Here is a 26,676-nt window from a genome sequence, read left to right on the forward strand (position 1 = left end):
GACTTGCCCTGTTTGCATTCGACTTGACCAGTGGTTTGCGTTCAGCGCCGCCAGGCGCTCCTTAGCTCGGCAGGGCTTTGGTACTGATAGCGCGCTTCGTAGCGGCTCAGGTAGTCGATGACATGCTCGCATGAGGGGTAGCCATCCTGAACAGGCGGGGCAAACTGGCGTGCAACTCCAGCCACTGGTCGATGCACTGCGTGAAGCGGTGCTGAGCCAGGGCGTGATCAACGCCGATGAAACACCGGTACAAATGCTTGCGCCGGGCGAGAAGAAAACCCACCGGGCCTATGTCTGGGCCTACAGCACGACGCCGTTCTCGGCGCTTAATGCGGTGGTGTATGACTTCAGCCCAAGCCGCGCAGGCGAACATGCGCGCAACTTCCTGGACTCTTGGAACGGCAAGTTGGTCTGCGATGACTTCGCGGGCTACAAAGCCGGTTTTGAGCAAGGCATCACTGAAAGCGGCTGCATGGCTCATGCTCGCCGCAAGTTCTTCGACCTGCATGTCGCGAATAAAAGTCAGCTGGCCGAACAGGCGCTGCACTCGATTGGCGGTTTATACGAGGTTGAACGCCAGGCTCGGGATTTGAGCAACGAAGACCGTTGGCGAATACGCCAGGAAATGGCGGTACCGATCAGCAGCACACTGCATGAGTGGATGTTGGCCCAGCGCGATCTGGTGCCCAACGGATCAGCCACGGCCAAAGCCCTCGATTACAGCCTGAAACGCTGGGTAGCGCTGACGCGCTATCTGGACGATAGGGCTGTGCCCATCGACAACAATCAGGTCGAAAACCAGATACGGCCATGGGCACTCGGTCGCTCGAACTGGTTGTTTACCGGGTCGCTGCGCAGTGGCAAACGGGCTGCGGCAATCATGCGTCTGATCCAGTCGGCGCGTATGAATGGGCATGATCCGTATGCATACCTCAATAATGTGCTGACACGGCTGCCTACGCAGCGGGCTAGTGAAATCGATCTGTTGCTACCGCATCAGTGGACACATCGCTAATTTGTGATTCATGGAAAAATGTTTGCTAGTAGGAGTTCCGCGCTTACATCTCTTTAATCTGAGTCTTCAGTTTTTGAACGACCAGCTCTGCCCGAGTAGATAGAGGCCATTCTGAGCGGTGTATCAACCATAGCGTGTCCTCGACTAATCGTGGCCCCTTAATTACCTGGATACTTTCCGGTCGTTGAAACGCCAACCGTGCATAGCGCGGTAGCACCGTAAAGCCTAACCCTCGCGCAACAGGCTCAAGAATCAGACCAATCTGGTTGGTAAAGCCACGACAGGGAAGACTGCCGATGCCCGACTCATCAGGGTAGTAACGACTGAGCAGTCGACTGCCCATCGCGCGACCATCAGGGTGATCGATGAAGCCTATGCGTCTCAGATCCTCCCAACCTTCGACTCGCTCCGAGGCAGGTGCGATCAGCTCCAGTGGCTCCTCGGTGAAGCGACTCACGCACAAGCGCGGATCGTCGGGCTTGAACGTGACAAGGCCTAACTCGAATCGATTATCCAGTACGGCTTCGAGTACCTCCTTATCAGGGGCAAAGCGTTGTCGAATAACTAGGCCAGGATGCGTCTGCTGAACGGTCAACAGCATGGGGTACAGCACCAGTCCAATGCTGCCGGGACAGATCAACCCGACGTCTCCGTGCTTGTCATCATGCTCGGACAAGCGTTGATACAGGCGCTGATCGGCTGCGCCAACCTCCTCGCAGTAGCTCACCAGCGCTCGCCCAGCAGGTGTTAGTTCGAGCTGGCGCGGGCGGCGTATCAATAACGGGCCAAGCCTTTCCTCGAGCTTCAGCACATGCTGGCTGACAGCGGCCTGCGTCAGGTCTAGGTGCTCAGCGCAGCGAGTAAAGTTACCCTGTTCGATCAGAGCAGCGAAGGTTCTCAGCCATTGTGGATTTAGCATAACAATCTCTTATCACTACCATAATCTGATGATCATTTTCATTATGGCTCCGCCTTCCTAGACTGGCTACCTCACCAACGATGAAGAGGTACAGGTTATGTCATCAGTTTACCCACGTAGCTTCTCCCACTTAGGCTTGTCGGTAACCGATCTGGACGCTGCGGTGAAGTTCTACACTGAAGTCATGGGTTGGTACTTGATCATGCCCCCGACTACGATCACCGAGGACGACTCAGCTATAGGCGTCATGTGTACGGATGTGTTTGGTGCCGGCTGGAGCTCCTTGCGTATCGCTCACATGTCCACGGGTGATCGGATCGGCGTGGAAATTTTTGAGTTCCGTAACGCCGAAAAGCCTCAGAATAATTTTGAATACTGGAAGACCGGCATCTTCCACTTCTGCGTCCAAGATCCGGATGTTGAAGGCTTGGCAGCCAAGATTGTTGCCGCTGGTGGCAAGCAACGCATGCCTGTGCGTGAGTATTACCCTGGGGAGAAGCCATACCGCATGGTCTACATGGAAGACCCGTTCGGAAACATCCTGGAAATCTATAGCCACAGCTACGAGCTGATTTATTCGGCTGGTGCTTACAAGTGACGACCAGCGGCCCAAGCTCACAGAGCCTGGGCCGCATCATGTCCAGCAACAGTCGCATAGTCACCACACAACCGGATATCTCTCAAAAAAGGTGTGACTACCGCCCGCTTACCTATCAGTTCCCTATTGAGCGGTCAGTACGGGTCACCTCCGTCGAGCGCCTGGGCGGTACATTGCGTGTCCATTCCGAGCGCGGGTACTGGGATGCTAAAGCAGTGGTCAGTGCCACCGGCACCTGGAGCAACCCCAATATCCCTGCTTATCCCGGTGCCGAGCTGTTCCGTGGCCAGCAGTTGCATTCAGCTCACTATGTTGAGCCGCAGTCGTTCTCGGGTAAGCGAGTACTGGTCGTCGGTGGCGGAAACTCTGGGGCACAGATCTCGCAGAGGTGTCCCATGTAGCGGATGCGACCTGGGTAACGCCCACCGAGCCACTCTTCCTGCCGGATGATGTGGATGGTCGAGTGTTGTTCGAACGGGCGACAGAGCGCTGGAAAGCGCAGATGGAGGGCCGTGTGATTGAGCAGCCAGTCGGTGGGCTGGGCGATACCGTGATGGTCCCGCCTGTGGTCGAGGCGCGTAAGCGAGACGTTCTTCATGCAGTGAGGCCTTTCGTTCGCTTCACCCCCGACGGAGTGGTCTGGGCAGACGGCTCGGAGACCGCAGTCGATGCTGTGATTTGGTGCACCGGATTCAAGCCGGCGCTGGGGCACTTGGCGAGCCTCGGGGTAGTCACTGGTGACGATCGCGTCGACGTTTCAGGTACACGTGCAGTGAATGCGCCAGGCCTATGGCTGGTGGGTTATGGCGAGTGGACAGGCTCTGCATCCGCCACCTTGATCGGGTTGACCCGCACAGCCAGAAGCACTGTCGCTGAGATCGAGCAGTTTCTGGTGAAAGCGGAGGCTTGAGTGCCTCCGTTCTTACCCTGTGCTCAGTGGGTCTGCTGAGCCATCTCGCTATGTCTGGGCAACCCGATCGAGATGAGCGCAGCAGCCAGTACGAAAATGCTGGAAACCCACAGGCAGGCCTGCAAACCGTAAGCTTGGAACACCCAGCCTGACAGCAGTGTCCCGACCAGCCGCCCCAAGGCGTTGGACATGTAGTAGAAGCCTACGTCCAGCGAGACCCCATCTTCCTTGGCATAGTTGACAATCAGGTAGCTGTGCAACGAGGAGTTCACCGCGAACAGCACGCCGAACAGCATCAGCCCACCAAGCAACACCACCTGCGCCGACCAGCCTGCTGATAGGCCCACGGCAATAAGCGCAGGCAGTCCGGCCAGGGCGAGAGCCCAAATGAAGGCCGCTCGGCCGTCGGGCACATGACCACGCTTCTTGCCGGTGATGTGAGGAGCAAACGACTGGACGATGCCGTAGCCAATGATCCACGCGGCGAGGAAGCCGCCGACCAGCCAGAAGTCCCAGCCAAACGCGGTGCTCAGGTACACCGGCAGCGCCACGACGAACCAGACGTCTCGGGCACCGAAGAGAAACAGCCGTGCGGCCGAGAGGATGTTGATGGCTCGGCTCTTGGACAGCATGTCGCGGAACTTGGGTTTGGCCTTGGCTTTGCCCAAGTCCTTTTTCAGCAGCACCAGACTGCCAATCCAGATCAGAGCCAGTACTGCCGCCATGGCCAGCACCGCCAGGGTGAAGCCGAGCAACGCGAGCAGTGCTCCGCCGAGGAAAAAGCCCACACCTTTGAGCGCGTTCTTCGAGCCCGTCAGGATGGCCACCCATTTGTAGAGCGTCCCCTGTTGGCTGCCCGGTACCAAGAGCTTGATGGAGCTCTTGGCGCTCATCTTGTTCAGGTCCTTGGCGATGCCGGACAGTGCCTGGGCGGCCATCACCCACGGCACCGTCAGCCAGTCTGCCGGCACTGTGAGCATCACAAGCGCAAAGACCTGCATGCCCAAGCCGATGTTCATGGTGCGGTTGAGTCCCAGGCGGGCGCCGAGGTAGCCACCCACCAGGTTGGTGATCACGCCGAACACTTCGTAGAACAGGAACAACGCGGCGATCTGCAGCGGTGTGTAGCCCAGCGAATGGAAATGCAGTACCACCAACATACGCAATGCGCCGTCGGTGAGGGTGAAGGCCCAGTAATTGCCGGTAACCAGCAGGTACTGACGCACCTCCGCAGACAGGGCTGACAACGCCTTCATGATCGCTATTTACTCCGCTGCGCCGACCAGGCGGGCCAGTTCAACTGCACGGTTGGCATAGCCCCACTCATTGTCGTACCAGGCGTAGATCTTCACCTGTGTGCCATTGACCACCAAGGTCGACAGCGCGTCGATGATCGAGGAGCGCGGATCGGTGCGGTAGTCGATGGACACCAGGGGGCGTTCTTCGTAGCCCAGGATGTCTTTCAGCGGTCCTTCGGCCGCCGCCTTCAGCAGCGCGTTGACCTCCTCAGCCGTCGTCTCACGCTCAACTTCGAACACACAGTCGGTCAGCGAGGCGTTGGCCAGCGGTACACGCACGGCGTGACCATTCAGCTTGCCACGCAGCTCGGGGAAGATCTCGGCGATTGCGGTGGCCGAGCCCGTGGTGGTCGGGATCAGGCTCATGCCCGAGGCACGGGCGCGGCGCAGGTCCTTGTGAGGCGTATCGAGGATGCTCTGAGTGTTGGTGAGGTCGTGGATGGTGGTGATCGATCCGTGGCGGATGCCCAGGTTCTCGTGAATCACCTTGACCACCGGGGCCAGGCAGTTGGTAGTGCAAGAGGCGGCGGTAACGATGCGGTGCTGCGCCGGGTCGAACAGGTGCTGGTTGACGCCCATCACCACGTTCAGTGCGCCTTTCTCCTTCACGGGAGCGCAGACCACCACGCGTTTGACGCCCTGATCCAGATAGGCCTGGAGCTCGGCTACCGATTTCATCTTGCCGCTGGCCTCGATGACCAGGTCGCAGCCCGACCAGTCGGTGTCGGCGATGGTCTTGTTCGCGGTGACCTGAATGCGCTTGCCGTCGATCACCACCATACTGCCCTCAGCATTGGCTTCACGGTGCCAGCGGCCGTGGACCGAGTCGAAGTTAATCAGGTGGGCATGGGTCTCGGCGTCGCCGGCCGGATCATTGATCTGCACAAACTCGAACTCTGGCCAGTCCCAAGACGCGCGCAGCGCCAAGCGACCGATGCGGCCAAACCCATTGATGCCTACTTTGATTGCCATGGTGTTGTTCTCGCGTAGCCGTCAGCGGACGGTCAGAGGGTATTGGCGAACAGGTTGATGTAGTCGACGTGCGCAGGGTTCCGAATCGCACGTGGGCGCAGGGCCTGGACCTGAGCAACAGCTTCCTGCACGGGAATGCCGCACTCGATCATCAGGCGGGCCGCAAACAGCCCGGTGCGGCCGGAGCCGCCTTTGCAGTGAATGGCGATCGTCTTGCCAGTCATCACCAACGCTTTCAGGCGGTCCCGGTGGATCTCCCAGGCGGCAGCAAAGGGCTCGCCGGGCGCCTGGTCGTCTTCCACCGGCAGGTGGAACCATTCTAGGCCCAGCAGTTGGCACTCCTCGGGCAGCAGGTCGATCTCGTTCTGCAGCAGCTCTTCACTCGGCATCAGGGTGACCAGTGCACTCGCACCAGCTTCGCGCAGCGTTGCCAGCGCGTGGGATACCGAGGTTTCCTTGGTGCCAGGGCACGGGGTGAAGATCAGCTGGCCGATCAACTCGGGAGTGGCCAGCACGGAATACGGGTGCAGTTGCATGCTCAGAAAGCCTCAGATGGAGCGTTGATTAACGCGTTTGGAAAGCTCTTCAGCCGACTCCTTGCGCTCGGAGTAGCGATCGACCAGGTAGTCGGCGCGGTCACGAAGCAGCAGGGTGAACTTCACCAGCTCCTCCATCACGTCGACGACACGGTCGTAGTACGCCGAGGGCTTCATGCGGCCGGCCTCGTCGAACTCCAGGTAGGCCTTGGGTACGGATGACTGGTTGGGGATGGTGAACATGCGCATCCAGCGACCGAGGACGCGCAGCTGGTTGACCACGTTGAACGACTGCGAGCCGCCGCAGACCTGCATCACCGCGAGGGTCTTGCCCTGCGTTGGGCGCACGGCGCCCATGCTCAGTGGAATCCAGTCGATCTGCGACTTGAACACACCAGTCATCGCGCCGTGGCGCTCAGGCGAGCACCAGACCATGCCTTCCGACCACAGCACCAGCTCACGCAGTTCCTTGACCATGGGGTGGTCATCGGGCACGTCATCCGCCAGTGGCAGGCCGGAGGGATTGAAGATCCGCGTCTCCGCACCGAAGTGCTCCAGCAGGCGTGCCGCTTCTTCTGTCAGCAGACGGCTGAAGGAGCGCTCGCGGGTCGAGCCGTACAGCAGCAGGATGCGAGGCTTATGGGTGGACTTTTGCTCGACTGCCAGTTTGTCTGCTGTCGGCAGGTCGACCAGTTCGTTGTCGATGTTGGGGATGTGGTTTTCGGTCATGATTTACTCCTGAGACAAGGCACCAGAGGGCTGATCAAACCAGCGGCGCTTGAGCCACAAGGCCACGCCCACCAGCGAGATCAACACCGGCACTTCCACCAAGGGGCCGATGACAGTGGCAAAGGCAACCGGCGATGCGAGGCCAAAGGTGGCGATGGCCACGGCAATGGCCAGTTCGAAGTTGTTGCTCGCTGCGGTGAACGCCAGCGCGGTGGTGCGCGGGTAGTCGGCCTCCAGCAGCTTGCCCATCCAGAAGCTGATGAAGAACATCACCACGAAGTAGATGGTCAGCGGGATGGCGATGCGCAGCACATCCAGCGGCAGCTGCAGCACCATGTCGCCCTTCAGGCTGAACATGGCCACGATGGTCAGCAGCAACGCCACGAGCGTCAGCGGACTGATCTTCGGAATGAAGCGCACCTGGTACCAGGTCTCACCCTTGCTACTGATCAGGATCTTGCGGGTCAGGAAACCGGCCAGGAACGGGATGCCCAGATAGATCATCACCGACTGAGCGATGTCGAGGAAGCTGGTCTCGATGACGCTCCCCTCAAGGCCAAACAGCGGCGGCAGCAGGCCCAGGAAGATCCAGGCGTACACGCTGAAGAACAGGATCTGGAAAATGCTGTTGAAGGCGACCAGGCCCGCCACGTACTGGTTGTTGCCACCGGCGATCTGGTTCCACACCAGCACCATGGCGATACAGCGCGCCAAGCCGATGAGGATCAGGCCAGTCATGTACTCAGGCTTGTCGGAAAGGAACACTACTGCCAGCCCGAACATCAGTACCGGGCCGATTACCCAATTCTGGACCAGCGACAGCACGAGGATGCGCTTGTCCTTGAAAACCTGAGGAAGTTCCTCGTATTTCACCTTCGCCAGCGGCGGGTACATCATGACGATGAGGCCAATCGCGATGGGGATGTTTGTCGAGCCTACCGACAGGCTGTTCAGCCACGCGGGCAATCCCTGGAGCAAGCTGCCCAGGGCGATACCGAGGCCCATGGCCAGAAAGATCCAGACCGTCAGGTAACGGTCAAGGAAGGAAAGTCGGCTTTTGCTCATGGTGGATCTCCCTAAACGTCAGAGCGTTCCGATGCGGGCCAGCTCGACCTTGAGCTGCCCGGCATTCAGTTGTTCAAAAGGCAGTGCAAGGAATGCCGTGATACGTCGCTCGATCTGCTCAAGCGTGGTGTCGAAAGCCGCATCCAATTTGGCGGCGCTACCCTGCAGGTCCGATGGATCGGAAAGCCCCCAATGGGCTTTTACTGCCGGCCCGAAGAACACAGGACAGGCTTCGCCGGCGGCCTTGTCGCAGACAGTGATGACGAAGTCCGGTGCCAGCTCGGCGTGTGCATCGCTGGATTTGCTGCTGAGGCCATCGGTGGAAATACCGGCGCGCTGCAGCGCGGAGATGGACAGCGGATGTACCTCGCCCTTGGGCTGGCTGCCGGCGCTGTAGGCCTTCATACCGGCCGGGGCCAGGTGGTTGAACATGGCTTCTGACAGGATGCTGCGGCAGCTATTGGCGGTGCAGAGGAACAGAACTCTCATCGATTTTCGCTCGGCAGTGATCAGCAGCAGGTGGCGACGCGCTGTGGGCGGTCACCCATGGCGTCCAGTCGAGTGGAACTGCTGTTCAGCCACTCGCTATTGGCCTCCAGCGTCGTTTTCAGGATCTCGCGTACCCAGGCGGGCAGCTCCGGATGTAGCCGGTAGTAAACCCATTGGCCCTGGCGGCGGTCTGCCAGCAGGTCACACGTGCGCAGCTGCGCCAGGTGGCGGGAAACCTTGGGCTGGCTTTCCTCCAGCGCACAGGTCAGCTCACAGACGCAGAGCTCTTCCTCGCGGGCGATCAGCAACATCATCCGAATGCGGTTCTCGTCGGCGAGGCATTTGAAAACCTTGGTAGGGGTCAGTGGATCAGTCATAACGATTCTCAGTATTGGGTTTTCACGAGGACGAACATCTTGATGCGCTCATGGATCTCGTGAAGCGTATGGCGGAAGGCATCGTGTTTGTCGCTGGTGACCGGATCTTCGAAGTGCCACGCCAAGCGCTCGCCCAATGCCGGCAGTAACTGGCATTCCAGCGCCGCCTTGTCGCAAAGGGTGATGACGTAGTCGAAGCGCTCGTCGGCGAACTCATCGATGGACTTGCTGCGCAGGTCGCTGGCATCGATACCGAGGTGCTCAAGCGCCGCGAAGGTACGCGGATCTACTTCGCCAGGCTGAGTACCGGCGCTGAATGCTTCAAAGCGCACAGGGTCTGTGTGTCGGAGCAATGCTTCGGCGAGCTGGGAGCGAGCAGCGTTTGCGGTGCAAACAAACAGGACGCGGATCTTGCCAGTCATCACGAGGTGCTCTGCGTGTATATGGTTTTTCGAATATACGCTTTTTCGAATGTATCGCAACCCCTCCGGTGATGGGTGGCTTTACATGTGCATATTCGTGCACATATATTGGCGGCATGACGACCAACCAGAACCTCCGCACCCAAGCCATCGACGCTGCCATCGAGTCGCTGGACGAAGCCTTCTTCAAAGCACTCTGCGAGCCCTCCAGGGTCGCGGTGTTCAAGCGCGTGCTCCTGCTGGGCCGGGCGGATGTCGGCGAAATCGCTAAAGAACTGCCGCAGGAGCGCTCGGTGGTCTCCAGGCATCTGCAGGTGCTGCACGATGCCCAGATCGTGAAAGCCACCAAGGTGGGCAGGCAGGTGTTCTACGAAGTGAATGGTGGGGCGATCGTCGAGCGCCTTGAGGGGCTGCTCCACCGAACCAAGGGTCTGGTTTCGCTGTGCTGCCCGTAGCTCGTGCCCTTTTTTTGTCCTGATATATGCATGAGTGCGCACATATGAATAAATCGAGTCGCGCGGTGGATGTGATCGTCATCGGTGGTGGGCAAGCGGGTTTGGCGCTTGGCTGGCATTTGCAGCAACAGGGCTTGGACTTTCTCATCCTGGATGAGCAGACGCGCCCGGGTGGAAACTGGCGTAACTACTACGACAGCCTGCAACTGTTCTCCCCGGCAGAGTATTCAGCGCTACCGGGGATGGTGTTTCCAGGCGATCCCCAGGGCTACCCGCTGCGAGACGAAGTGGTGCAGTACCTGGAGGCATACGCCGCCGACTTTCAACTGCCCTTTGAGGGCGGCACCCGAGTGCTGGACGTCGTGCAGAAGGACAAGGCATTCGAAGTTCGCGCTGCCAACGGATCGACCTTCACGGCGCGTGCGGTGGTCGTGGCATCAGGGGGCTTCAGCCGTCCAAGCACGCCTGACATCCCTGGCCTGGAAAGCTTTTCAGGTACCTGCCTGCACAGCTCGGCGTATCGAACGCCTGAGGCCTTTGCCGGCCAGCGCGTCGTCGTGGTCGGCGCGGCGAACTCGGCGGTTCAAATTGCCTATGAGCTTGCCGGCGTTGCGCAGGTAGTGCTGGCGACCCGCGAGAAGATCCGCTTCTTCCCCCAGCGGATCCTGGGGCTCGATTTTCATGCCTGGCTGAAACTCACCCGGTTGGAGCACACGCGGTGGTTGAGTGACCAGAGCACGCCCGTGCTGGATACCGGCAAGTACCGGCAGGCCTTACGTACCGGCCGGTTCCAGCGCAAAGCCATGTTCCAGGAGGTGTTGCCCGACGGCGCTGTCTGGCCGGATGGAACCATCCACCAGGCCGACGCGCTGATCTTCGCCACCGGCTTCCGGCCGAACCTGGAGTTTCTGGCACAGCTTCCAGTCGCCGACCGGCAAGGGCGTGTCCTGCAGCGAAACGGCGTGGCAAATCAGGTGCCCGGCCTGTACTTCGTCGGGTTACCCAAGCAAAGGAACTTCGCCTCGGCAACCCTCAGGGGTGTAGGGGCTGATGCGGGCTATCTCATGCCGCAGTTGCTTCGCCATCTGGACCGGGTTGGTTCGACGGAAACACCCGTTCAACGATCGCGCAGTCCAGCCAACGGCCTTCAAGACAAGCGTGCTTCTCATAGACGCCAACCGTCCTGAAACCGCAGGACTGACAGAGCGCGAGGCTCGCCTCGTTGAAGGTGAAAATGCGTGAGAGGACTTTCCAGAAGCCACGTGCCTCAGCCTCACCGAGCAATGCTTTGAGCAGCGCCTTGCCGATGCCACGTCCGCGGACGTCACGGTGCAAATAGATCGAGAAGTCGGCGATGCCGGCGTAGCACGAACGCGCGCGGTAGCTGCTCAGGTTTGCCCACGCCACTACCGCGCCGTCGACCTCGACGACCAGCACCGGATGGCGAGACATGTCGGCCACCCAGGGCTGCACATCCATGGCGGTACGTGGCAGGGTCTCGAACGTAGAGCTGCGGTCTTCGATCCCCTGGTTGTAGATCTCGGCAATGGCCTGGACATCGCTGAGTTGAGCAAGGCGGATGTGCATCTGACTTCCTTTCGCGGGAACTAGTGGTTAAAGGACTGCATTTTTCTTTCGGCAACTGCCTATTCACCCCCCGGCGTACCAGCACTGTACAACGCGGGCATGGGGATTTTCACATTTCGGCGGCGACTCGCCGAGCAATCAACACTTTTTAGGGATGTTCGCAACCAACAAATCGACGGGGGAAACTGTTCGACTTGCTCTCCCTCGATGCACTCCCAAGCCCATTTCCGTAGCGATGCGCTGCGCAGAAAATCGCCCGCCTTCTACGAAGCTTTTCGCAAGGCGAAGCAACGGGGGAGGATTTAGGTGCCGCTGTTTGATGTCCCGAACCGTAGAGGGTCATTTGCCCTGCCGCCCCCGGCGTCAAAAATGGGCTGAGCTGGAAGCGAAAGACAAGCCTCTTGATCTGCTGCTTAATGAAAGCGATCTTCGCGCGACGTAATCCCCGAGAAGGCAGAACGAACACCAAAGGACAATCTGGCAGAGCTCCGCCAGCTTCGCCCCTTCTTCGACGAGGCGCCGATTGACGCAAAAACGCCGGTCCTAGTCGCACAGTACCGGGATGCCAGGTCAGCGCCCGTGAGGGCAAATCGGGAGATAGCACTTCACTCCCACGTCTACAACCTGGCCCGAGAGTGGGGCTCACCACGAAGGAGAACCCTTGCCAAGGTGTGCGTAAAAACAAGGAGACGCCCCGAGATTTCTACGCCAATGACGCGGTCTGGAGTGCGGTATATGCGAAGGCGGTTGATGATCTGAGGGTCGCCATGGACTTGGCGTATTTGACAGGTCAGCGTCCTGCGGACGTGCTGGTGATGAGGAAGGATGACATCAAGGACAAAGCCCTCGGCGTCAAACAGAAGAAGACCCACAAGAAGCTGCGGATCATGCTAGAGGTGGACGGATTGGCCAGCGGGATGGGCGTCCTGATCGAAAAGATCTTGAAACGCAACGAGGCTCACGGCTCGCCCTACTTGATACTCACCGAGGCAGGCAAACGGGTGACAGCCGCAATGCTACGACACCGCTGGGACGATGCACGAGAGCAAGCGGTGAAGGAGGCTGTAGCAGCCGGAGACCAGGTCCTGGCAGGCCGCATCAGCCAGTTCCAGTTCCGTGACATTCGCCCGAAAGCGGCTTCAGAGATCACCGATATCGACCACGCAAGCCTGCTGCTTGGCCACACCAAGGGCGACATCACAGAGCGGGTTTATCGCCGAGTTGGAGCCCTGGCAAAACCTACCAAATAGCGAAAGTTTCGGAAGCGCTTCCAGAACAGACCATTCCCAAGAGTATTCCCATGGGTGGTTTTACTATGCCCCAAAAACGCAAAAAGCCCTGAAAAATCAGGGCTTTGAATGTGGCGGAAGCGTAGAGATTCGAACTCTAGGATAGTTGCCCATCGACGGTTTTCAAGACCGTTGCCTTAAACCACTCGGCCACGCTTCCAGCTTGTTTTGCGGCGGCAATCATACCGTAATGTAACAAGCTGTCAAACTCTCTGTGTCGCGCCCTGCGACAGCTCTGATATGCTCTGCCTCATACGTTCCACTACCGTCGGTCCCGGACCGCGGTCTCACCCCAAAGGAGTGCGCCATGCGCGAACAGGATTACGCCGTCCAACACGGCCAGCAGGTCGAGCAGCAGGAGGTCAGCAAGGTCCTGCGCAACACGTACAGCCTGCTGGCCCTTACCCTCGCCTTCAGCGGCATCATGGCCTTCGTCGCACAGCAGATGCGTGTCGGCTACCCGAACATCTTCGTGGTGCTGATCGGCTTCTACGGCCTGTTCTTCCTCACCAACAAGCTGCGTGACTCGGCCTGGGGCCTGGTGTCTACCTTCGCCCTCACCGGCTTCATGGGCTTCATCCTCGGCCCGATCCTCAACCGCTACCTGGGCATGGCCGGTGGCGCCGAAGTGGTCAGCTCGGCCTTCGCCATGACTGCCCTGGTGTTCGGCGGCCTGTCGGCCTACGTGCTGATCACCCGCAAGGACATGAGCTTCCTCAGCGGCTTCATCACCGCCGGCTTCTTCGTCCTGCTGGGTGCCGTGGTGGCCAGCTTCTTCTTCCAGATCAGCGGCCTGCAACTGGCGATCAGCGCTGGCTTCGTACTGTTCTCGTCGGTCTGCATCCTGTTCCAGACCAGCGCCATCATCCATGGCGGCGAGCGAAACTACATCATGGCCACCATCAGCCTGTACGTGTCGATCTACAACCTGTTCGTCAGCCTGCTGCAGCTGTTCGGCATCATGGGCCGCGACGACTGATAGAATCGGTTGACAGCGCCTCACAAAAAGCCCGCTTCGGCGGGCTTTTCCGTGCCTGCTGAACAGCGGTAGCAAAGCCAGCAAAGATTGACTTAAAAGTCAGCTTATTGCCCCATTCCCCTTCGATTGTGCGGCCATCGTGCTTGCCTCTACCCCTATGGGCTTTCTGCCCGTAGAATGCGCTCCTTTTTTCTTCCGGGGCGGCATTTTCCCATGAGTTCACACGAACACGGCCCAGGCGCGGCGGCGCCTGCCAATGAACTGGTCCTTGGCCTCGAGGACAAGCCTCGCCTACTGATCGGCCTGCTGGCGGCCTTGCAGCACCTGCTGGCGATCATCGTGCCGATCGTCACGCCGGGCCTGCTGATCTGCCAGGCGCTGGGCGTGTCGGCGCGTGACACCAACCTGATCGTGTCGATGTCGCTGGTGATCTCGGGTATTGCCACCTTCGTCCAGTGCAAGCGCTTCGGGCCGTTCGGCGCCGGGCTGCTGATCGTCCAGGGCACCAGCTTCAACTTCGTCGGCCCGCTGATCGCCGGCGGTGCGCTGATGGTCAAGCAGGGCACGCCGGTAGAAAGCGTGATGGCGGCGATCTTCGGCGTGGTCATCGCCGGCTCGTTCGTGGAAATGGGCGTGTCGCGCATCCTGCCCTTCGTCAAGCGCCTGATCACCCCGCTGGTGACCGGCATCGTCGTGCTGATGATCGGCCTGACCCTGATCAAGGTCGGCCTGATCAGCATGGGCGGCGGCTTCGGCGCCATGGCCAATGGCACCTTCGCCGATGGCGAGAACCTGCTGCTGTCGGGCGTGGTACTGGCGATCATCGTCATCCTCAACCGTATTCCGGTGGTGTGGATGCGCAGCTGCGCCATCGTCATCGCCCTGGCCGTGGGCTATGCCCTGGCCGGCTACCTGGGCCGCCTGGACTTCACCGGCATGCACCAGGCCGCGCTGTTCCAGGTGCCGACGCCGCTGCACTTCGGCCTGGGCTTCTCCTGGTCGCTGTTCATCCCGATGCTGGTGATCTATCTGGTCACCTCGCTGGAAGCCATCGGTGACGTGACCGCCACCAGCAAGGTCTCGCGCCAGCCGGTGGAAGGCCCGGTGTGGATGCAACGGATCAAGGGCGGAGTGCTGGTCAACGGCGCCAACTCGCTGCTGGCCGGGCTGTTCAACACCTTCCCCAGCTCGATCTTCGCCCAGAACAACGGCGTGATTCAGCTGACCGGCATCGCCAGCCGCCATATCGGTATCTGGATCGCCGCCATGCTGATCCTGCTGGGCCTGTTCCCCAGCGTCGCCGGGGTAATCCAGGCAGTGCCGGAGCCGGTGCTCGGTGGCGCGGCCATGGTGATGTTCGGCGCCGTGGCGGCCTCGGGCATCAACATTCTTGCCAGCACCCGTCTCGACCGCCGCGCCCTGCTGATTATCGCCGTGTCGCTGTCGCTGGGCCTGGGCGTGGCCCAGGTGCCGGAGTTCCTCGCGCACATGCCGGCGGCGCTGCGCAACGTGCTGGAGTCGGGCGTCGCCACCGGCGGCATCTGCGCCCTGCTGCTCAACTGGTTCCTGCCCGAGGGCAAGGAACAGGCCTGAGCCGCGCCAGCCAGAGCACAAAGCCCGCGCCCACCAGCGCGGGCTTTTTGCTTTATCATGGCCGCATTCATTTGCACGAGCCTTCCATGAAATTCGCCATCGCGGTCTTTTCCCCGGCCCATGCGCCCTCCTCGCGCCGCGCCTTGCGCTTTGCCGAGGCGGTGCTGGCCGGCGGGCATGAAATAGCCCGATTGTTCTTCTACCAGGATGGGGTGCACAGCGCCTCGGCCAATATCGTCACGCCCCAGGACGAGCTGGACGTGGCTGCGCAGTGGCGCGCCTTCGTCAGCGACCACCGCCTGGACGCCGTGGTGTGCATCGCCGCAGCCCTGCGCCGGGGCGTGCTCGATGACACCGAGGCCAATCGCTACCAGCGCCCGGCGGTGAACCTGCCGATGCCGTGGGAGCTGTCCGGCCTGGGCCAACTGCACGAAGCCGCGCAACTGGCCGACCGTCTGGTCTGCTTCGGAGGTGATTGAGATGGCCAAGTCCTTGTTGATCATTAGCCGTCAGGCGCCGTGGAACGGCCCGTCCGCCCGCGAGGCGCTGGACATCGCCCTGGCCGGCGGCGCCTTCGACCTGCCGCTGGGCATGCTGTTCATCGACGACGGCGTGTTCCAGCTCGCCACCGCGCAGCAACCCGACGCCCTGCAACAGAAGAACCTGACCGCCAACCTCCAGGCCCTGCCGATGTTCGGGGTCGAGGAGCTGTTCGCCTGCGGCCACAGCCTGGCCCGCCGGGGGCTGGACGGTGATGCCCTGGCGCTGCCGGTCGAGGTGCTCGACGATAGTGCGCTGACCGCGCTGATTGCCCGTTTCGACCAGGTGGTGACGCTCTGATGACGACCCTGCATGTAATCGCCCACTCGCCCTTCGGCGACGAGCGCCTGGCCAGCTGCCTGCGCCTGCTGGGCCCGCAAGACGGGCTGCTGCTGTGCGGCGACGCCACCTACGCGCTCAAGGCCGGCAGCGAGCCGTTCGCCATCCTGCAGGCCGCCAACCTCGGCGGGCGGCTGTTCGCCCTTGCCGAAGACCTGCAGGCCCGTGCCCTCGACAGCCACCTGGCCAAGGCCGTGGACTACGCCGCCTTCGTCGAACTCACCCTGCACCACGACAAGGTCAACAGCTGGTTATGAGTACCCTGACTGTCGGCGATCGCCACATCGCCCTGGACAAGGACGGCTTCCTGGTCGAGCTGCAGGACTGGTCCCACGAAGTCGCCGAGGCCCTCGCCACGCGCGAAAGCATCGCCCTGACCGCGGACCACTGGGAAATCCTCGAGCTGCTGCGCCAGTTCTACCAGGAGTACCAGCTGTCGCCAGCCACCCGCCCGCTGATCAAGTACACCGCGCTCAAGCTCGGTGCGGAAAAAGGCAACAGCCCGCACCTGAACCGCCTGTTCAATGGCACCCCCGCCAAACTCGCCGCCAAGCTGGCGGGCCTGCCCAAGCCGACCAACTGCATATGACCGAGCCACAGCTGAACGACACACGCCCGCTGACCCTGGAAACCCCGGCCGAACACCCGTTCGCCGAGTTCGTGCGCATCCTCGGCAAGGGCAAACGCGGCGCCCGCGGCCTGACCCGCGAGGAAGCCCGCGCCGCCATGACCCTGCTGCTCGAAGGCAAGGTCGAGGACACCCAGCTGGGCGCCTTCCTGATGCTGCTGCGGCACAAGGAAGAAAGCGCCGAGGAGTTGGCCGGCTTCACCGAGGCCCTGCGCGCCCACCTACAGGCGCCGCGCATCGCCGTTGACCTGGACTGGCCGAGCTACGCCGGCAAGAAGCGCCACCTGCCCTGGTACCTGCTGGCGGCCAAATGCCTGGCAGGCAATGGCGTGCGCATCCTGATGCACGGTGGTGGCGCCCATACGGCCGGGCGACTGTACACCGAGCAATTGCTCGACCTGCTGGAGATCCCGCTCAGCCGTGACTGGACGGCCGTGGAGCAGACCCTGGACCGCCACCGACTGGCCTTCTTTCCCTTGCAGGACTGGGCGCCGCAGCTGCAACGCATGATCGACCTGCGCAACACCCTGGGCCTGCGCTCGCCCATCCACTCGCTGGCCAGGGTGCTCAACCCGCTTGCCGCCCGCTGCGGCCTGCAGAGCATCTTCCACCCCGGTTACCAGGCGGTGCACCGCGAAGCCAGCCGCCTGCTCGGCGATCATGCCGTGGTCATCAAGGGCGACGGTGGCGAGATCGAGGTCAACCCGGATGTCATCAGCCACCTGTACGGCACCTCGGCCGGCGAGGCCTGGGACGAAGAGTGGCCGGCGCTCAGCGCCCAGCGCCATGTGAAGCCGGCCAGCCTGCAGCCCGAGCACCTGCTGGCGGTGTGGCGCGGCGAGGCGCAGGACAGCTACGGCGAACTGGCCGTGGTCGCAACCATGGCCCTGGCCCTGCGCGGGCTCGGCCAGGAGCGCGAGCAGGCGTTCAACAATGCCCGCGCCTACTGGGCCGCCCGCATAGACATCGAATAAGTCGATAGGAATAGGGCAGTCTTTGCGCTATTTCTTCGAACGCTTTGCCCTAGACTGAGCTCCAACGACAAACGATTGTGTTTCGAGGAGCTCCGAGATGGGCCTTTTGATCGATGGCCACTGGCATGACCAGTGGTACCAGAGCAGCAAGGACGGCGCCTTCCAGCGCGAGAACGCCCAGCGGCGCAACCCGCTGCCCGCCGCCGAGGCCGGCCGCTATCACCTGTACGTTTCGCTGGCCTGCCCGTGGGCGCACCGCACCCTGATCTTCCGTGCCCTCAAGGGCTTGGAGCCGTTGATCGATGTCTCGGTGGTCAGTTGGCTGATGGGCGAGCATGGCTGGACCTTCGACCAGCAGCAAGGCTCCAGCGGCGATCAACTGGATGCGCTGCAGTACCTGCACCAGCGCTACACCCAGGACGATCCGCACTACACCGGGCGCGTGACCGTGCCGGTGCTGTGGGACAAGCAGGAGAAGCGCATCGTCAACAACGAGTCGGCCGAGATCATCCGTATCTTCAACAGCGCCTTCGACGGGTTGACCGGCAATACCCTGGACCTCTACCCCGAGCCGCTGCGGGCGACCATCGATGCGCTCAACGAGCGTATCTACCCGGCCGTGAACAACGGCGTGTACCGCGCCGGCTTCGCCACCTCGCAAGACGCCTACGAGGCCGCCTTCGACGAAGTATTCAACGAACTGGATCATCTGGAAGGGCTGCTGGGCCACCAGCGCTACCTGGCCGGCGAGTACCTGACCGAGGCCGATGTGCGCCTGTTCACCACGCTGGTGCGTTTCGATGCGGTGTACCACGGGCACTTCAAGTGCAACCTGCGTCGCCTGAGCGACTACCCGAACCTGTCCAACTGGCTGCGCGAGCTGTACCAGTGGCCGGGAGTGGCGGGCACGGTGAACATGGAACATATCCAGAAGCACTATTACATGAGCCACAAGACCATCAACCCGAACGGGATCGTGCCCAAGGGGCCGTTGCAGGACTTTGGCTTGCCGCATGACCGGGAGCGGTTGTCGGGCAGAGGGATCTGGCAGAGAAGATGAAGACCCCACGTGGGAGCGGGCTTGCCCCGCGATGGCGCCGGATCAGGCAACAATGTTGCCGCCTCTGACGCTATCGCGGGGCAAGCCCGCTCCCACGTGGATCTACAACGTGCTCAGGCGTCCTGCGCCCCTTCAAACCACGCCAGCTTCTCGCGCAACTGCACCACCTCCCCGACGATCACCAGGGTTGGCGCATGCACTTCATGCCGCGCCACCAGCTCCGGCAGGTCAGCCAGGGTGCCGGTGAACACCCGCTGGTTGCGCGTGGTCCCCTGCTGCACCAAAGCCGCCGGCGTGCTCGCCGCGCGCCCATGACGGATCAGCTCGGCACAGATGGTCGGCAACCCGACCAGCCCCATGTAGAACACCAGGGTCTGGGACGGCGCCACCAGGTCATCCCACGGCAGGTTGCTGGTGCCATCCTTCAGGTGGCCGGTGACGAAACGCACCGACTGGGCATAGTCGCGATGAGTCAGCGGAATCCCGCCATAGGCGGAACAGCCGCTGGCCGCCGTGATACCCGGCACCACCTGAAACGGAATCCCCTCGTCGGCCAGCTCCTCGATCTCCTCGCCACCACGGCCAAAGATGAACGGATCGCCACCCTTGAGCCGCAGCACGCGCTTACCCTGGCGGGCCAAGTCGACCAGCAGGCGGTTGATCTTGTCCTGGGGCACGGCGTGGTCGGCGCGGCGCTTGCCAACATAGATGCGCTCGGCATCACGCCGGCACATCTCGATGATGGCCGGGGCCACCAGGCGGTCATACAGCACCACGTCGGCCTGCTGCATCAGGCGCAGGGCACGGAAGGTCAGCAGGTCCGGATCGCCCGGCCCCGCGCCCACCAGGTACACCTCGCCACCCTGCTGCACCGGCGCGCCGTCGACCATCGCCTGCAACAGCCGCTCGGCCTCGGCGCCCTGCCCGGCCAGCTGGCGCTCGGCAACCGGGCCCTGGAACACGCTCTCCCAGAAGCCACGCCGCTGGTTGACGTCCGGGTACAAGGCTTTGACCTTGTGCCGGAAACGCGCCGCCAGCCCGGCCAGTTCGCCGTAGGCGGACGGGATCCAGGCTTCCAGCTTGGCGCGGATCAAGCGCGCCAGCACCGGGGCGTCGCCACCGCTGGAGACCGCCACCACCAGGGGAGAACGGTCGACGATGGCCGGGAAGATCACCGTGCACAGGGCCGGGGCATCCACCACGTTGACCGGCAGGCTGCGCGCCTGGGCCTCGGCCGAGACCTGGGCGTTGAGCGCGGAGTCGTCGGTGGCCGCGATCACCAGGCGGCAGTTCTCCAGGTCGCTCGCCTGGTAGCCACGCACCAGCACCTCGCCACCGCCCTCGCGGGCCAGCGCGGCCAACTGGCCGTCGACCTCCGGCGCCACCACCCGCAGCGCGGCGCCGGCATCGGCCAGCAGGCGCGCCTTGCGCAAGGCGATCTCGCCGCCGCCGACGACCAGCACACGGCCGCCCTGCAGCTTATGGAAAAGCGGCAGGTAGTCCATTCAGCGAATGACCTCGACGCCACCCATGTACGGCTTGAGCACCTCCGGCACACGGATCGAGCCGTCGGCCTGCTGGTAGTTCTCCAGCACCGCCACCAGGGTACGCCCGACGGCCAGGCCCGAACCGTTGAGGGTGTGCACCAGCTCCGGCTTGCCGGTTTCCGGGTTGCGCCAGCGGGCCTGCATGCGGCGCGCCTGGAAATCACCGCAGTTCGAGCACGAGCTGATCTCGCGGTACTTGTCCTGGCTCGGCACCCACACTTCCAGGTCGTAGGTCTTCACCGCGCCGAAGCCCATGTCGCCGGTGCACAGCGCCAGCACGCGGTACGGCAGCTCCAGCAGTTGCAGCACGCGCTCGGCGTTGGCGGTCAGGCCTTCAAGCGCCTCCATCGACTTGGACGGTTCGACCACCTGCACCATCTCGACCTTGTCGAACTGGTGCTGACGGATCATGCCGCGGGTGTCACGGCCCGAGGCACCGGCCTCGCTGCGGAAGCACGGGGTGTGGGCGACCAATTTCAGCGGCAGCTGCTTGGCGTCGAGGATCTCGCCGGCCACCAGGTTGGTCAGCGACACTTCGGCAGTCGGGATCAGGTAGAAGTCGGCCTCGCCTTCGCGGCTGATCTTGAACAGGTCTTCCTCGAACTTCGGCAGCTGGCCGGTGCCTTGCAGGGCCGGAGCCTGCACCAGGTACGGGGTGTAGTGTTCCTCGTAGCCGTGCTCGCCGGTGTGCAGGTTGATCATGAACTGCGCCAGGGCGCGGTGCAGGCGGGCGATCGGGCCGCGCAGCACGGCGAAGCGGGCGCCGGAGAGCTTGGCCGCGGCCTCGAAGTCCAGGCCACCGCTGACTTCGCCCAGGGCGACGTGGTCCTTGATCTCGAAGTCGAAGGTGGTCGGAGCCCCCCAGCGGCGCACTTCGACGTTGTCGTCTTCGCTGGCGCCGACCGGCACGCTGGCGTCCGGCAGGTTGGGGATGGTCAGCAGGATGCCGTCCAGCTCGGCCTGGATACCGTCCAGTTCAGTCTTGCCGGCGGCCAGCTCATTGGCCATGCGCTCGACATCAGCCATCAGCGGTGCGATGTCCTCGCCCTTGGCCTTGGCCTGGCCGATCGATTTGGAACGGGCGTTACGCTCGGCCTGCAGTTGCTCGGTGCGGGTCTGCACCGATTTGCGGCGCTCTTCCAGCGATTCGATGCGCGCGACATCCAGGCTGAAGCCACGGGTGGCCAGGCGGTCCGCCACTGCCTGAAGTTCAGTGCGTAACTGTTTGGAATCGAGCATGTCGTTCTCTCGTTATGTGTAGATGTTGGTTCAGAATCGGGTCAGGGACAGGCCGGCCCAGGTCGCGAGCAGGCCGCCCACCACGCTGATAATGGTATAGCCCAAGGCCAACGGGACCTGCCCGCTTTCCATCAGGCGCACGGTATCGAGCGAGAAGGAGGAAAAAGTGGTCAAACCGCCGAGAAAGCCGACGATCAGCCCGGCGCGCAGTTCGACCGGCGCCAGCGGCTTGTGCAGGAACAGCCCGTAGAGCAGGCCGATCAGCAGGCAGCCGACCAGGTTGACCGCCAGCGTACCGGCATAGAAGTGCCGTGGCCAGTGGGCCGCGACCCAGTTGGCGGTGGCGAAGCGCAGCAGCGTGCCGGCAATCCCGCCAGCGCTGACGGCAGCGATGAGTGCGATCACGGTTTTCTCCGCTGACGAGGGCTGTTGCGGTCCAGCTCGGCCAGGTGCTTGAGCTTCTCGCCGATCTTCAGCTCAAGCCCCCTCGGCACCGGTTGATAGTACTGGCGCGGCTCGAGCTGTTCGGGGAAATAGTCCTCGCCGGCGGCGTAGGCGTCCGGCTCGTCGTGGGCATAGCGGTACTCCTCGCCATAGCCCAGTTGCTTCATCAGCTTGGTCGGCGCGTTGCGCAGGTGCAGCGGTACTTCCAGCGAACCATGCTCGGCGGCCTCGCGCATGGCCGCCTTGAAGCCCACGTACACCGCGTTGCTCTTCGGCGCGCAGGCGATGTAGGTGATGGCCTGGGCCACCGCCAGCTCGCCTTCGGGGCTGCCCAGGCGCTCCTGCACGTCCCACGCCGCCAAGCACAGGCTCAGGGCGCGGGGGTCGGCATTGCCGATGTCCTCGCTGGCCATGCGCACCACGCGGCGGGCGATGTACAGCGGGTCGCAGCCGCCGTCGAGCATGCGCGCGTACCAGTACAACGCACCGTCCGGATTGGAGCCGCGCACCGATTTGTGCAGCGCGGAAATCTGGTCGTAGAACGCTTCACCGCCCTTGTCGAAACGCCGACGGCTGTCGCCGAGCAGGCTCTGCAGCAGCTCGACGCCGATCTCGCCGCCGTCTTCGGCCAGGTCCGAGGCATTCTCGAGGAAATTGAGCATGCGCCGGCCATCGCCGTCGGCGGCGGCCATGAGCATCTTGAACGCCTCATCACCCACCCGCAGGTTGCGCTTGCCCAGGCCGCGCTCCTCGCTCAGGGCGCGATCGACCAGCTTGCGCAGCGCCGCCTCGTCCAGGCTCTTGAGCACGTAGACCCGCGCCCGCGACAGCAGCGCGTTGTTCAGCTCGAACGACGGGTTCTCGGTGGTGGCGCCGATGAAGATCAGCGTGCCGTCCTCCACGTAGGGCAGGAAGGCATCCTGTTGCGATTTGTTGAAGCGGTGCACCTCGTCGACGAACAGGATGGTGCGCCGGCCATACTGGCCGGCCTGCTGCTTCGCCACCTCGACCGCCTGGCGGATCTCCTTGACCCCGGCCAGCACCGCCGACACCGTTTCGAAGTGGGCGTCGCAGAACTGCGCCAGCAGCCGCGCCAGGGTGGTCTTGCCCACCCCCGGCGGCCCCCAGAAGATCATCGAGTGCAACGCACCCTGCTCCAGCGCCTCGCGCAGCGGCTTGCCGCGCGCCAGCAAGTGCTCCTGGCCGACGTACTCGTCCAGGTTGGACGGACGCAGGCGGGCGGCCAAGGGCTGGGCGACGGGTTCGCTTCGAAACAGGTCCATCACAGGCTCCGCTTACTCCTTGATGACGTCAGCGCCCTTGGGGATGTCGAACTGGAACTTGCTGTCCGGCACCGCCTGGTTGGCCTTGACGCCATTGAACAGGATATTGGTGCGCTGGCCGACGCTGTCGATCAGCTGCATGTCATTGATCAGGCCCCTGCGGAACGACACGCGCAGCGAGTCGAACAGGGTGTCCTTGGTCTTGGGTTTCAAGGTGAAGTCCATCACTTCGCCCTGCTCCTTGGAGGTGATTTCGAAGCTCTGGCTGATCTTCGACACATCGCCGGACAGCAGCAGCGCCGGGGTCTGGTTCAGGCGCACGTCGAGCTTCTTGATGGTCGCCTGCTCCAGATCCGGGTCCCACAGGGTGACGTTCTTGCCGTCGGACACCACTACCTGCTCCTGCGGCGCATCGGTGTGCCAGTAGAACAGGCCCGGGCGCTTGACGGTCATCTTGCCGTTGGTCTCCTGCAGGCTGGTGCCACCGGCATCCAGGGTCAGCTGGGAGAAATTGGCTTCGATGGTCTGCGACTTTTCCAGCAATTGCGTCAGGCGCTGGACGTCCTGTTCGCCGGCCTGGGCCGACAGGCTGGCCGTAGCCAGGGCAGAAACCAACAGCATGCGAATCGCGCGCATGGAAATCCTCATTGCACAGTGGAGGGGCCGGGCGTCATCAATGGCGCCCGGCAGGTTGTTCATCAGTCGCGCGGGCCGCCCGGGGCAATCACTTCCCGCGAGCCGTTGCTGTTCATCGGCGTGACCACGCCGGCCATCTCCATCGACTCGATCATCCGCGCGGCGCGGTTGTAACCGATCTTGAGCTTGCGCTGCACCGCCGAGATCGACGCCCGGCGGCTTTCCAGCACGAACTGCACGGCTTCGTCGTAGAGCGCGTCGGCTTCCGGGTCGTCGCCATCGCCGCCACCGCCACCGCCGCCGTCGAAGCCGCTGCCGGCCTCCTCGACGCCGTTGAGGATGTCATCGTTGTAGTCCGGCGCGCCGCGCAGCTTCCAGGCCTCGACCGTGCGATGCACCTCGTCGTCGGAAACGAACGCGCCATGCACGCGAATCGGCAGGCTGGTGCCCGGCGGCATGTAGAGCATGTCACCGTGGCCGAGCAGCTGTTCGGCGCCACCCTGGTCGATGATGGTCCGCGAGTCGATCTTGCTCGATACCTGAAATGCCATGCGGGTCGGGATATTGGCCTTGATCAGGCCGGTGATCACGTCCACCGACGGGCGCTGGGTGGCCAGGATCAAGTGGATACCGGCTGCACGGGCCTTTTGGGCGATACGTGCGATCAGCTCTTCGACCTTCTTGCCGACGATCATCATCATGTCGGCGAATTCGTCGACCACCACCACGATGGTCGGCAGGGTTTTCAGCGCCGGCGGCTCGTCGTCCATGCTTTCGCGACGGTACAGCGGGTCGTGGATGATCTCGCCGGCCTCCTGGGCATCCTTGATCTTGCGGTTGAAGCCGGCCAGGTTACGCACGCCCATGGCCGCCATCAGCTTGTAGCGGCGCTCCATCTCGGCGACGCTCCAGCGCAGGGCGTTGGCGGCGTCCTTCATGTCGGTGACCACTGGGCACAACAGGTGCGGAATGCCTTCGTAGATCGACAGCTCGAGCATTTTCGGGTCGATCATGATCAGCCGCGCGTCTTCCGGGCCCGACTTGAACAGGATCGACAGGATCATCGCGTTCACGCCCACCGACTTACCAGAACCGGTAGTACCGGCCACCAGCAGGTGCGGCATCTTGGCAAGGTCGGTGATCACCGGCTTGCCGCCAATATCGTGGCCCAGGGCCAGGGTGACCGGCGACTTGTTCTCGTCGAATTGCGCCGACGACAGCACCTCGGAGAAGCGCACCATCTGGCGGTTTTCGTTGGGAATCTCGATACCCACGGTGGTCTTGCCGGGAATAACCTCGACCACGCGCACGCTGGTCACCGCCAGGGAACGCGCCAGGTCCTTGGCCAGGTTGGCGATACGGCTGACCTTGACCCCCGCGGCCGGCTGGATCTCATAGCGGGTGATCACCGGGCCCGGGTGGATCGAGTCGACCGAGACCTCCACGCCGAATTCCTTCAGCTTGATTTCCAGCAGGTGGCCGACAGCGGCCAGGGATTCGGGCGAGTACTCGACCTTCTTCTGTTCGGCCGGGTCGAGGATGGAGATCGACGGCAGCGTGCCTTCGACGGCGCTGTCGACGAACAACGGCGCCTGCTTCTCCTTCATCACCCGCTTGCTCGGCTCCGGCGCCTTGACCGACGGAGTCGGCAGGTTGATCACCGGGGCTGGTTGCTGTTCACGCTGGGCGATGTGCTTGGTCAGCGCCTCGTCGCGCTCGATGATGCGTTCGCGGGCCTTGACCTGCTCGCGCTTGTCGGCGACCACCGGGGCGACCACTTCATCGACCTGCTCGTCCACCTCGCGCAGCTGCGCCACCAGGCGCTTGCGCTCGTTGCGCGCCTCCCACCAGCGGTTGGCGGCGCCCTGCACCAGCTCGAACAGGTCGAGGGTGATCTTGCCGGTGATGTCCATCACCTTGAACCAGGAAAGGTCGGTAAACACGGTCAGGCCGAACAGGAACAGGGCGATGAACATCAGCGTGCTGCCCTGCACGTTGAGCAGGTTGCGCGCCAGATCGCCGAGGCTCTCGCCCAGGGCACCACCGGCGGAGAACGGCATGCTCGCCGGCGGGTGGAAGTGGATATGTGCCAATGCCGCGCCCGACAACACCAGGAACACCAGGCCGATCAGGCGCCAGGAGAACAGCCAGCCGCTCCACTGCCAGGGCTGGTGACGCTCGCGAAAGATCTGCCAGGTCTTGATCGCCAGCAGCAGCGGGAAGATATAGGCGAAGTAGCCGAGCACCATGAACAGGATATCGGCGAAGTAGGCCCCGGCGCGGCCGGCGGCGTTCTGCACTTGCTCGGCGTTGCTGGTGTGGCTGAAGCCCGGATCGGCGGTGTCGTAGGTGACCAGTGCCATCCACAGGTACAGGCACAGGGCGCCGACGGCGATCAGCGCACCTTCCTTCAGGCGATAGTGCAGCTGTTGCCGCCACAGGGGCACTGGCAAGGGGGCTGGAGTTGCGGTGGATTTCTTCAAAACGCGTCTATTCCTGCGCGTGCTGCGCGTCCAATAGTGATTGGCCGGTCACTGGCCAATGAACCACTACTTTTAACATTACTGCCCGCCAGCCGCCATGGCGGCACGCCGTGTGGGGCGCGAACGGGGGCTACTTTCATATAGATGCAATTTGAGCATGCATTTTCTTTTGTGACAAAGGCTTATGCTGTGTTTTTGCACAGGTATGACAGCAAAAGCGCCAGATGGTGCCTGGCGCTGCCGAAGCCGAAGGCAATTTGTCGATCTGGC

26 protein-coding genes, 1 tRNA gene and 4 pseudogenes are annotated in these 26,676 nt (G+C 62.6%); 14 read left to right on the forward strand and 17 right to left on the reverse strand.

Annotated elements, in window-relative coordinates; translation table 11 throughout:
• Positions 1-154 precede the first annotated feature (154 nt).
• Positions 155-1,015: pseudogene (tnpC, locus tag AC25M7_RS05675) on the forward strand (IS66 family transposase); the annotation flags it as partial.
• A 43-nt stretch (positions 1,016-1,058) separates the two neighbouring features.
• Here the strand turns inward: tnpC and AC25M7_RS05680 are convergent.
• The gene (locus tag AC25M7_RS05680) at positions 1,059-1,934 is read right to left on the reverse strand and encodes a LysR family transcriptional regulator (RefSeq protein ID WP_028692303.1); all 876 of its coding nucleotides are present in this window, start codon (positions 1,932-1,934) and stop codon (positions 1,059-1,061) included.
• 97 nt (positions 1,935-2,031) lie between these two features.
• Here AC25M7_RS05680 and AC25M7_RS05685 point away from each other — a divergent pair, with 97 nt between their 5' ends.
• Together AC25M7_RS05685 and AC25M7_RS05690 are read left to right on the forward strand one after the other, a co-directional pair.
• The gene (locus AC25M7_RS05685) at positions 2,032-2,532 is read left to right on the forward strand and encodes a lactoylglutathione lyase family protein (RefSeq protein WP_028692302.1); all 501 of its coding nucleotides are present in this window, start codon (positions 2,032-2,034) and stop codon (positions 2,530-2,532) included.
• Between the two features lie 113 nt (positions 2,533-2,645).
• A pseudogene (locus AC25M7_RS05690) lies at positions 2,646-3,442 on the forward strand (NAD(P)-binding domain-containing protein); the annotation flags it as partial.
• Positions 3,443-3,465: 23 nt separating this feature from the next.
• On the opposite strand, the gene arsJ reads toward AC25M7_RS05690, so the two are convergent.
• The 8 genes from arsJ to AC25M7_RS05730 are packed head-to-tail and all read right to left on the reverse strand — an operon-like array spanning position 3,466 to position 9,330.
• Complete coding sequence (arsJ, locus tag AC25M7_RS05695) at positions 3,466-4,698, reverse strand: organoarsenical effux MFS transporter ArsJ (RefSeq protein ID WP_213883369.1); 1,233 nt, start codon at positions 4,696-4,698, stop codon at positions 3,466-3,468.
• Positions 4,699-4,707: 9 nt separating this feature from the next.
• The gene (locus tag AC25M7_RS05700) at positions 4,708-5,712 is read right to left on the reverse strand and encodes an ArsJ-associated glyceraldehyde-3-phosphate dehydrogenase (protein WP_486970825.1); all 1,005 of its coding nucleotides are present in this window, start codon (positions 5,710-5,712) and stop codon (positions 4,708-4,710) included.
• A 32-nt stretch (positions 5,713-5,744) separates the two neighbouring features.
• On the reverse strand, positions 5,745-6,248 hold the full coding sequence (locus tag AC25M7_RS05705; RefSeq protein ID WP_207852797.1) for a phosphatase domain-containing putative toxin: 504 nt from the start codon (positions 6,246-6,248) through the stop codon (positions 5,745-5,747).
• A gap of 12 nt (positions 6,249-6,260) precedes the next feature.
• Positions 6,261-6,977 (reverse strand): arsenical resistance protein ArsH, encoded by a 717-nt coding sequence (gene arsH / locus AC25M7_RS05710; protein WP_486970826.1) that lies wholly within the window; start codon positions 6,975-6,977, stop codon positions 6,261-6,263.
• Positions 6,978-6,980: 3 nt separating this feature from the next.
• The gene (gene arsB, locus AC25M7_RS05715; RefSeq protein ID WP_186596739.1) at positions 6,981-8,042 is read right to left on the reverse strand and encodes an ACR3 family arsenite efflux transporter; all 1,062 of its coding nucleotides are present in this window, start codon (positions 8,040-8,042) and stop codon (positions 6,981-6,983) included.
• Positions 8,043-8,060: 18 nt separating this feature from the next.
• Positions 8,061-8,531 carry an arsenate reductase ArsC gene (locus AC25M7_RS05720; protein WP_241412675.1) on the reverse strand — a complete coding sequence of 157 codons (471 nt, stop codon included), beginning with the start codon at positions 8,529-8,531 and terminating at the stop codon, positions 8,061-8,063.
• Positions 8,532-8,551: 20 nt separating this feature from the next.
• The gene (locus tag AC25M7_RS05725; protein WP_028692329.1) at positions 8,552-8,908 is read right to left on the reverse strand and encodes a metalloregulator ArsR/SmtB family transcription factor; all 357 of its coding nucleotides are present in this window, start codon (positions 8,906-8,908) and stop codon (positions 8,552-8,554) included.
• Positions 8,909-8,916: 8 nt separating this feature from the next.
• Positions 8,917-9,330 carry an arsenate reductase ArsC gene (locus AC25M7_RS05730; RefSeq protein WP_486970827.1) on the reverse strand — a complete coding sequence of 138 codons (414 nt, stop codon included), beginning with the start codon at positions 9,328-9,330 and terminating at the stop codon, positions 8,917-8,919.
• Positions 9,331-9,446: 116 nt separating this feature from the next.
• Here AC25M7_RS05730 and AC25M7_RS05735 point away from each other — a divergent pair, with 116 nt between their 5' ends.
• Both AC25M7_RS05735 and AC25M7_RS05740 read left to right on the forward strand, forming a co-directional pair.
• Positions 9,447-9,785 (forward strand): ArsR/SmtB family transcription factor, encoded by a 339-nt coding sequence (locus tag AC25M7_RS05735; protein ID WP_486970828.1) that lies wholly within the window; start codon positions 9,447-9,449, stop codon positions 9,783-9,785.
• 44 nt (positions 9,786-9,829) lie between these two features.
• Positions 9,830-10,873, forward strand: a pseudogene (locus tag AC25M7_RS05740) (flavin-containing monooxygenase); the annotation flags it as partial.
• On the opposite strand, the gene AC25M7_RS05745 reads toward AC25M7_RS05740, so the two are convergent.
• Positions 10,848-11,372 carry an arsinothricin resistance N-acetyltransferase ArsN1 family A gene (locus AC25M7_RS05745; RefSeq protein ID WP_082750395.1) on the reverse strand — a complete coding sequence of 175 codons (525 nt, stop codon included), beginning with the start codon at positions 11,370-11,372 and terminating at the stop codon, positions 10,848-10,850. The pseudogene AC25M7_RS05740 and the gene AC25M7_RS05745 sit on opposite strands and share 26 nt — an antisense overlap.
• 319 nt (positions 11,373-11,691) lie before the next feature.
• Here AC25M7_RS05745 and AC25M7_RS05750 point away from each other — a divergent pair.
• Positions 11,692-12,622 (forward strand): annotated as a pseudogene (locus AC25M7_RS05750) (tyrosine-type recombinase/integrase).
• 111 nt (positions 12,623-12,733) lie between these two features.
• Here AC25M7_RS05750 and AC25M7_RS05755 read toward each other — a convergent pair.
• Positions 12,734-12,821 (reverse strand) — tRNA-Ser (locus AC25M7_RS05755).
• 147 nt (positions 12,822-12,968) lie between these two features.
• On the opposite strand from AC25M7_RS05755, the gene AC25M7_RS05760 reads away from it, so the two are divergent.
• From AC25M7_RS05760 to AC25M7_RS05795, 8 genes are all read left to right on the forward strand, one after another.
• Positions 12,969-13,640, forward strand: a complete 672-nt coding sequence (locus AC25M7_RS05760; RefSeq protein WP_028692373.1) for a Bax inhibitor-1/YccA family protein — start codon at positions 12,969-12,971, stop codon at positions 13,638-13,640.
• Positions 13,641-13,853: 213 nt separating this feature from the next.
• Entirely contained in the window at positions 13,854-15,233 is a 1,380-nt protein-coding gene (locus AC25M7_RS05765) for a nucleobase:cation symporter-2 family protein (protein WP_062573555.1), read from the forward strand.
• Between the two features lie 86 nt (positions 15,234-15,319).
• The gene (gene tusD / locus AC25M7_RS05770) at positions 15,320-15,712 is read left to right on the forward strand and encodes a sulfurtransferase complex subunit TusD (protein WP_028692375.1); all 393 of its coding nucleotides are present in this window, start codon (positions 15,320-15,322) and stop codon (positions 15,710-15,712) included.
• Between the two features lies 1 nt (position 15,713).
• On the forward strand, positions 15,714-16,073 hold the full coding sequence (gene tusC, locus AC25M7_RS05775; RefSeq protein WP_182323413.1) for a sulfurtransferase complex subunit TusC: 360 nt from the start codon (positions 15,714-15,716) through the stop codon (positions 16,071-16,073).
• Positions 16,073-16,369 carry a sulfurtransferase complex subunit TusB gene (tusB, locus tag AC25M7_RS05780; RefSeq protein WP_088852950.1) on the forward strand — a complete coding sequence of 99 codons (297 nt, stop codon included), beginning with the start codon at positions 16,073-16,075 and terminating at the stop codon, positions 16,367-16,369. Before tusC ends, tusB begins: the two co-directional genes overlap by 1 nt.
• Entirely contained in the window at positions 16,366-16,701 is a 336-nt protein-coding gene (locus AC25M7_RS05785; RefSeq protein ID WP_028692378.1) for a TusE/DsrC/DsvC family sulfur relay protein, read from the forward strand. Before tusB ends, AC25M7_RS05785 begins: the two co-directional genes overlap by 4 nt.
• Positions 16,702-16,730: 29 nt before the next feature.
• Positions 16,731-17,714, forward strand: a complete 984-nt coding sequence (locus tag AC25M7_RS05790) for a glycosyl transferase family protein (RefSeq protein WP_175406192.1) — start codon at positions 16,731-16,733, stop codon at positions 17,712-17,714.
• A gap of 97 nt (positions 17,715-17,811) precedes the next feature.
• Positions 17,812-18,774 carry a glutathione S-transferase family protein gene (locus AC25M7_RS05795; protein WP_197866078.1) on the forward strand — a complete coding sequence of 321 codons (963 nt, stop codon included), beginning with the start codon at positions 17,812-17,814 and terminating at the stop codon, positions 18,772-18,774.
• 113 nt (positions 18,775-18,887) lie between these two features.
• On the opposite strand, the gene cysG is transcribed toward AC25M7_RS05795, so the two are convergent.
• The 6 genes from cysG to ftsK form a co-directional block, all read right to left on the reverse strand.
• Positions 18,888-20,279 carry a siroheme synthase CysG gene (gene cysG / locus AC25M7_RS05800; protein WP_486970829.1) on the reverse strand — a complete coding sequence of 464 codons (1,392 nt, stop codon included), beginning with the start codon at positions 20,277-20,279 and terminating at the stop codon, positions 18,888-18,890.
• Entirely contained in the window at positions 20,280-21,560 is a 1,281-nt protein-coding gene (gene serS / locus AC25M7_RS05805) for a serine--tRNA ligase (RefSeq protein WP_486970830.1), read from the reverse strand.
• A 30-nt stretch (positions 21,561-21,590) separates the two neighbouring features.
• Positions 21,591-21,965 (reverse strand): fluoride efflux transporter CrcB, encoded by a 375-nt coding sequence (crcB, locus tag AC25M7_RS05810; protein WP_028692383.1) that lies wholly within the window; start codon positions 21,963-21,965, stop codon positions 21,591-21,593.
• A complete protein-coding gene (locus AC25M7_RS05815; RefSeq protein WP_028692384.1) occupies positions 21,962-23,287 on the reverse strand; it encodes a replication-associated recombination protein A in 1,326 nt (441 codons plus the stop codon). Before AC25M7_RS05815 ends, crcB begins: the two co-directional genes overlap by 4 nt.
• A gap of 12 nt (positions 23,288-23,299) precedes the next feature.
• A complete protein-coding gene (gene lolA, locus AC25M7_RS05820) occupies positions 23,300-23,923 on the reverse strand; it encodes an outer membrane lipoprotein periplasmic chaperone LolA (protein ID WP_486970831.1) in 624 nt (207 codons plus the stop codon).
• 62 nt (positions 23,924-23,985) lie between these two features.
• Positions 23,986-26,406 carry a DNA translocase FtsK gene (ftsK, locus tag AC25M7_RS05825; RefSeq protein WP_081791634.1) on the reverse strand — a complete coding sequence of 807 codons (2,421 nt, stop codon included), beginning with the start codon at positions 26,404-26,406 and terminating at the stop codon, positions 23,986-23,988.
• Positions 26,407-26,676: the final 270 nt, after the last annotated feature.

This window comes from Pseudomonas sp. P106(2024) (assembly GCF_057480815.1).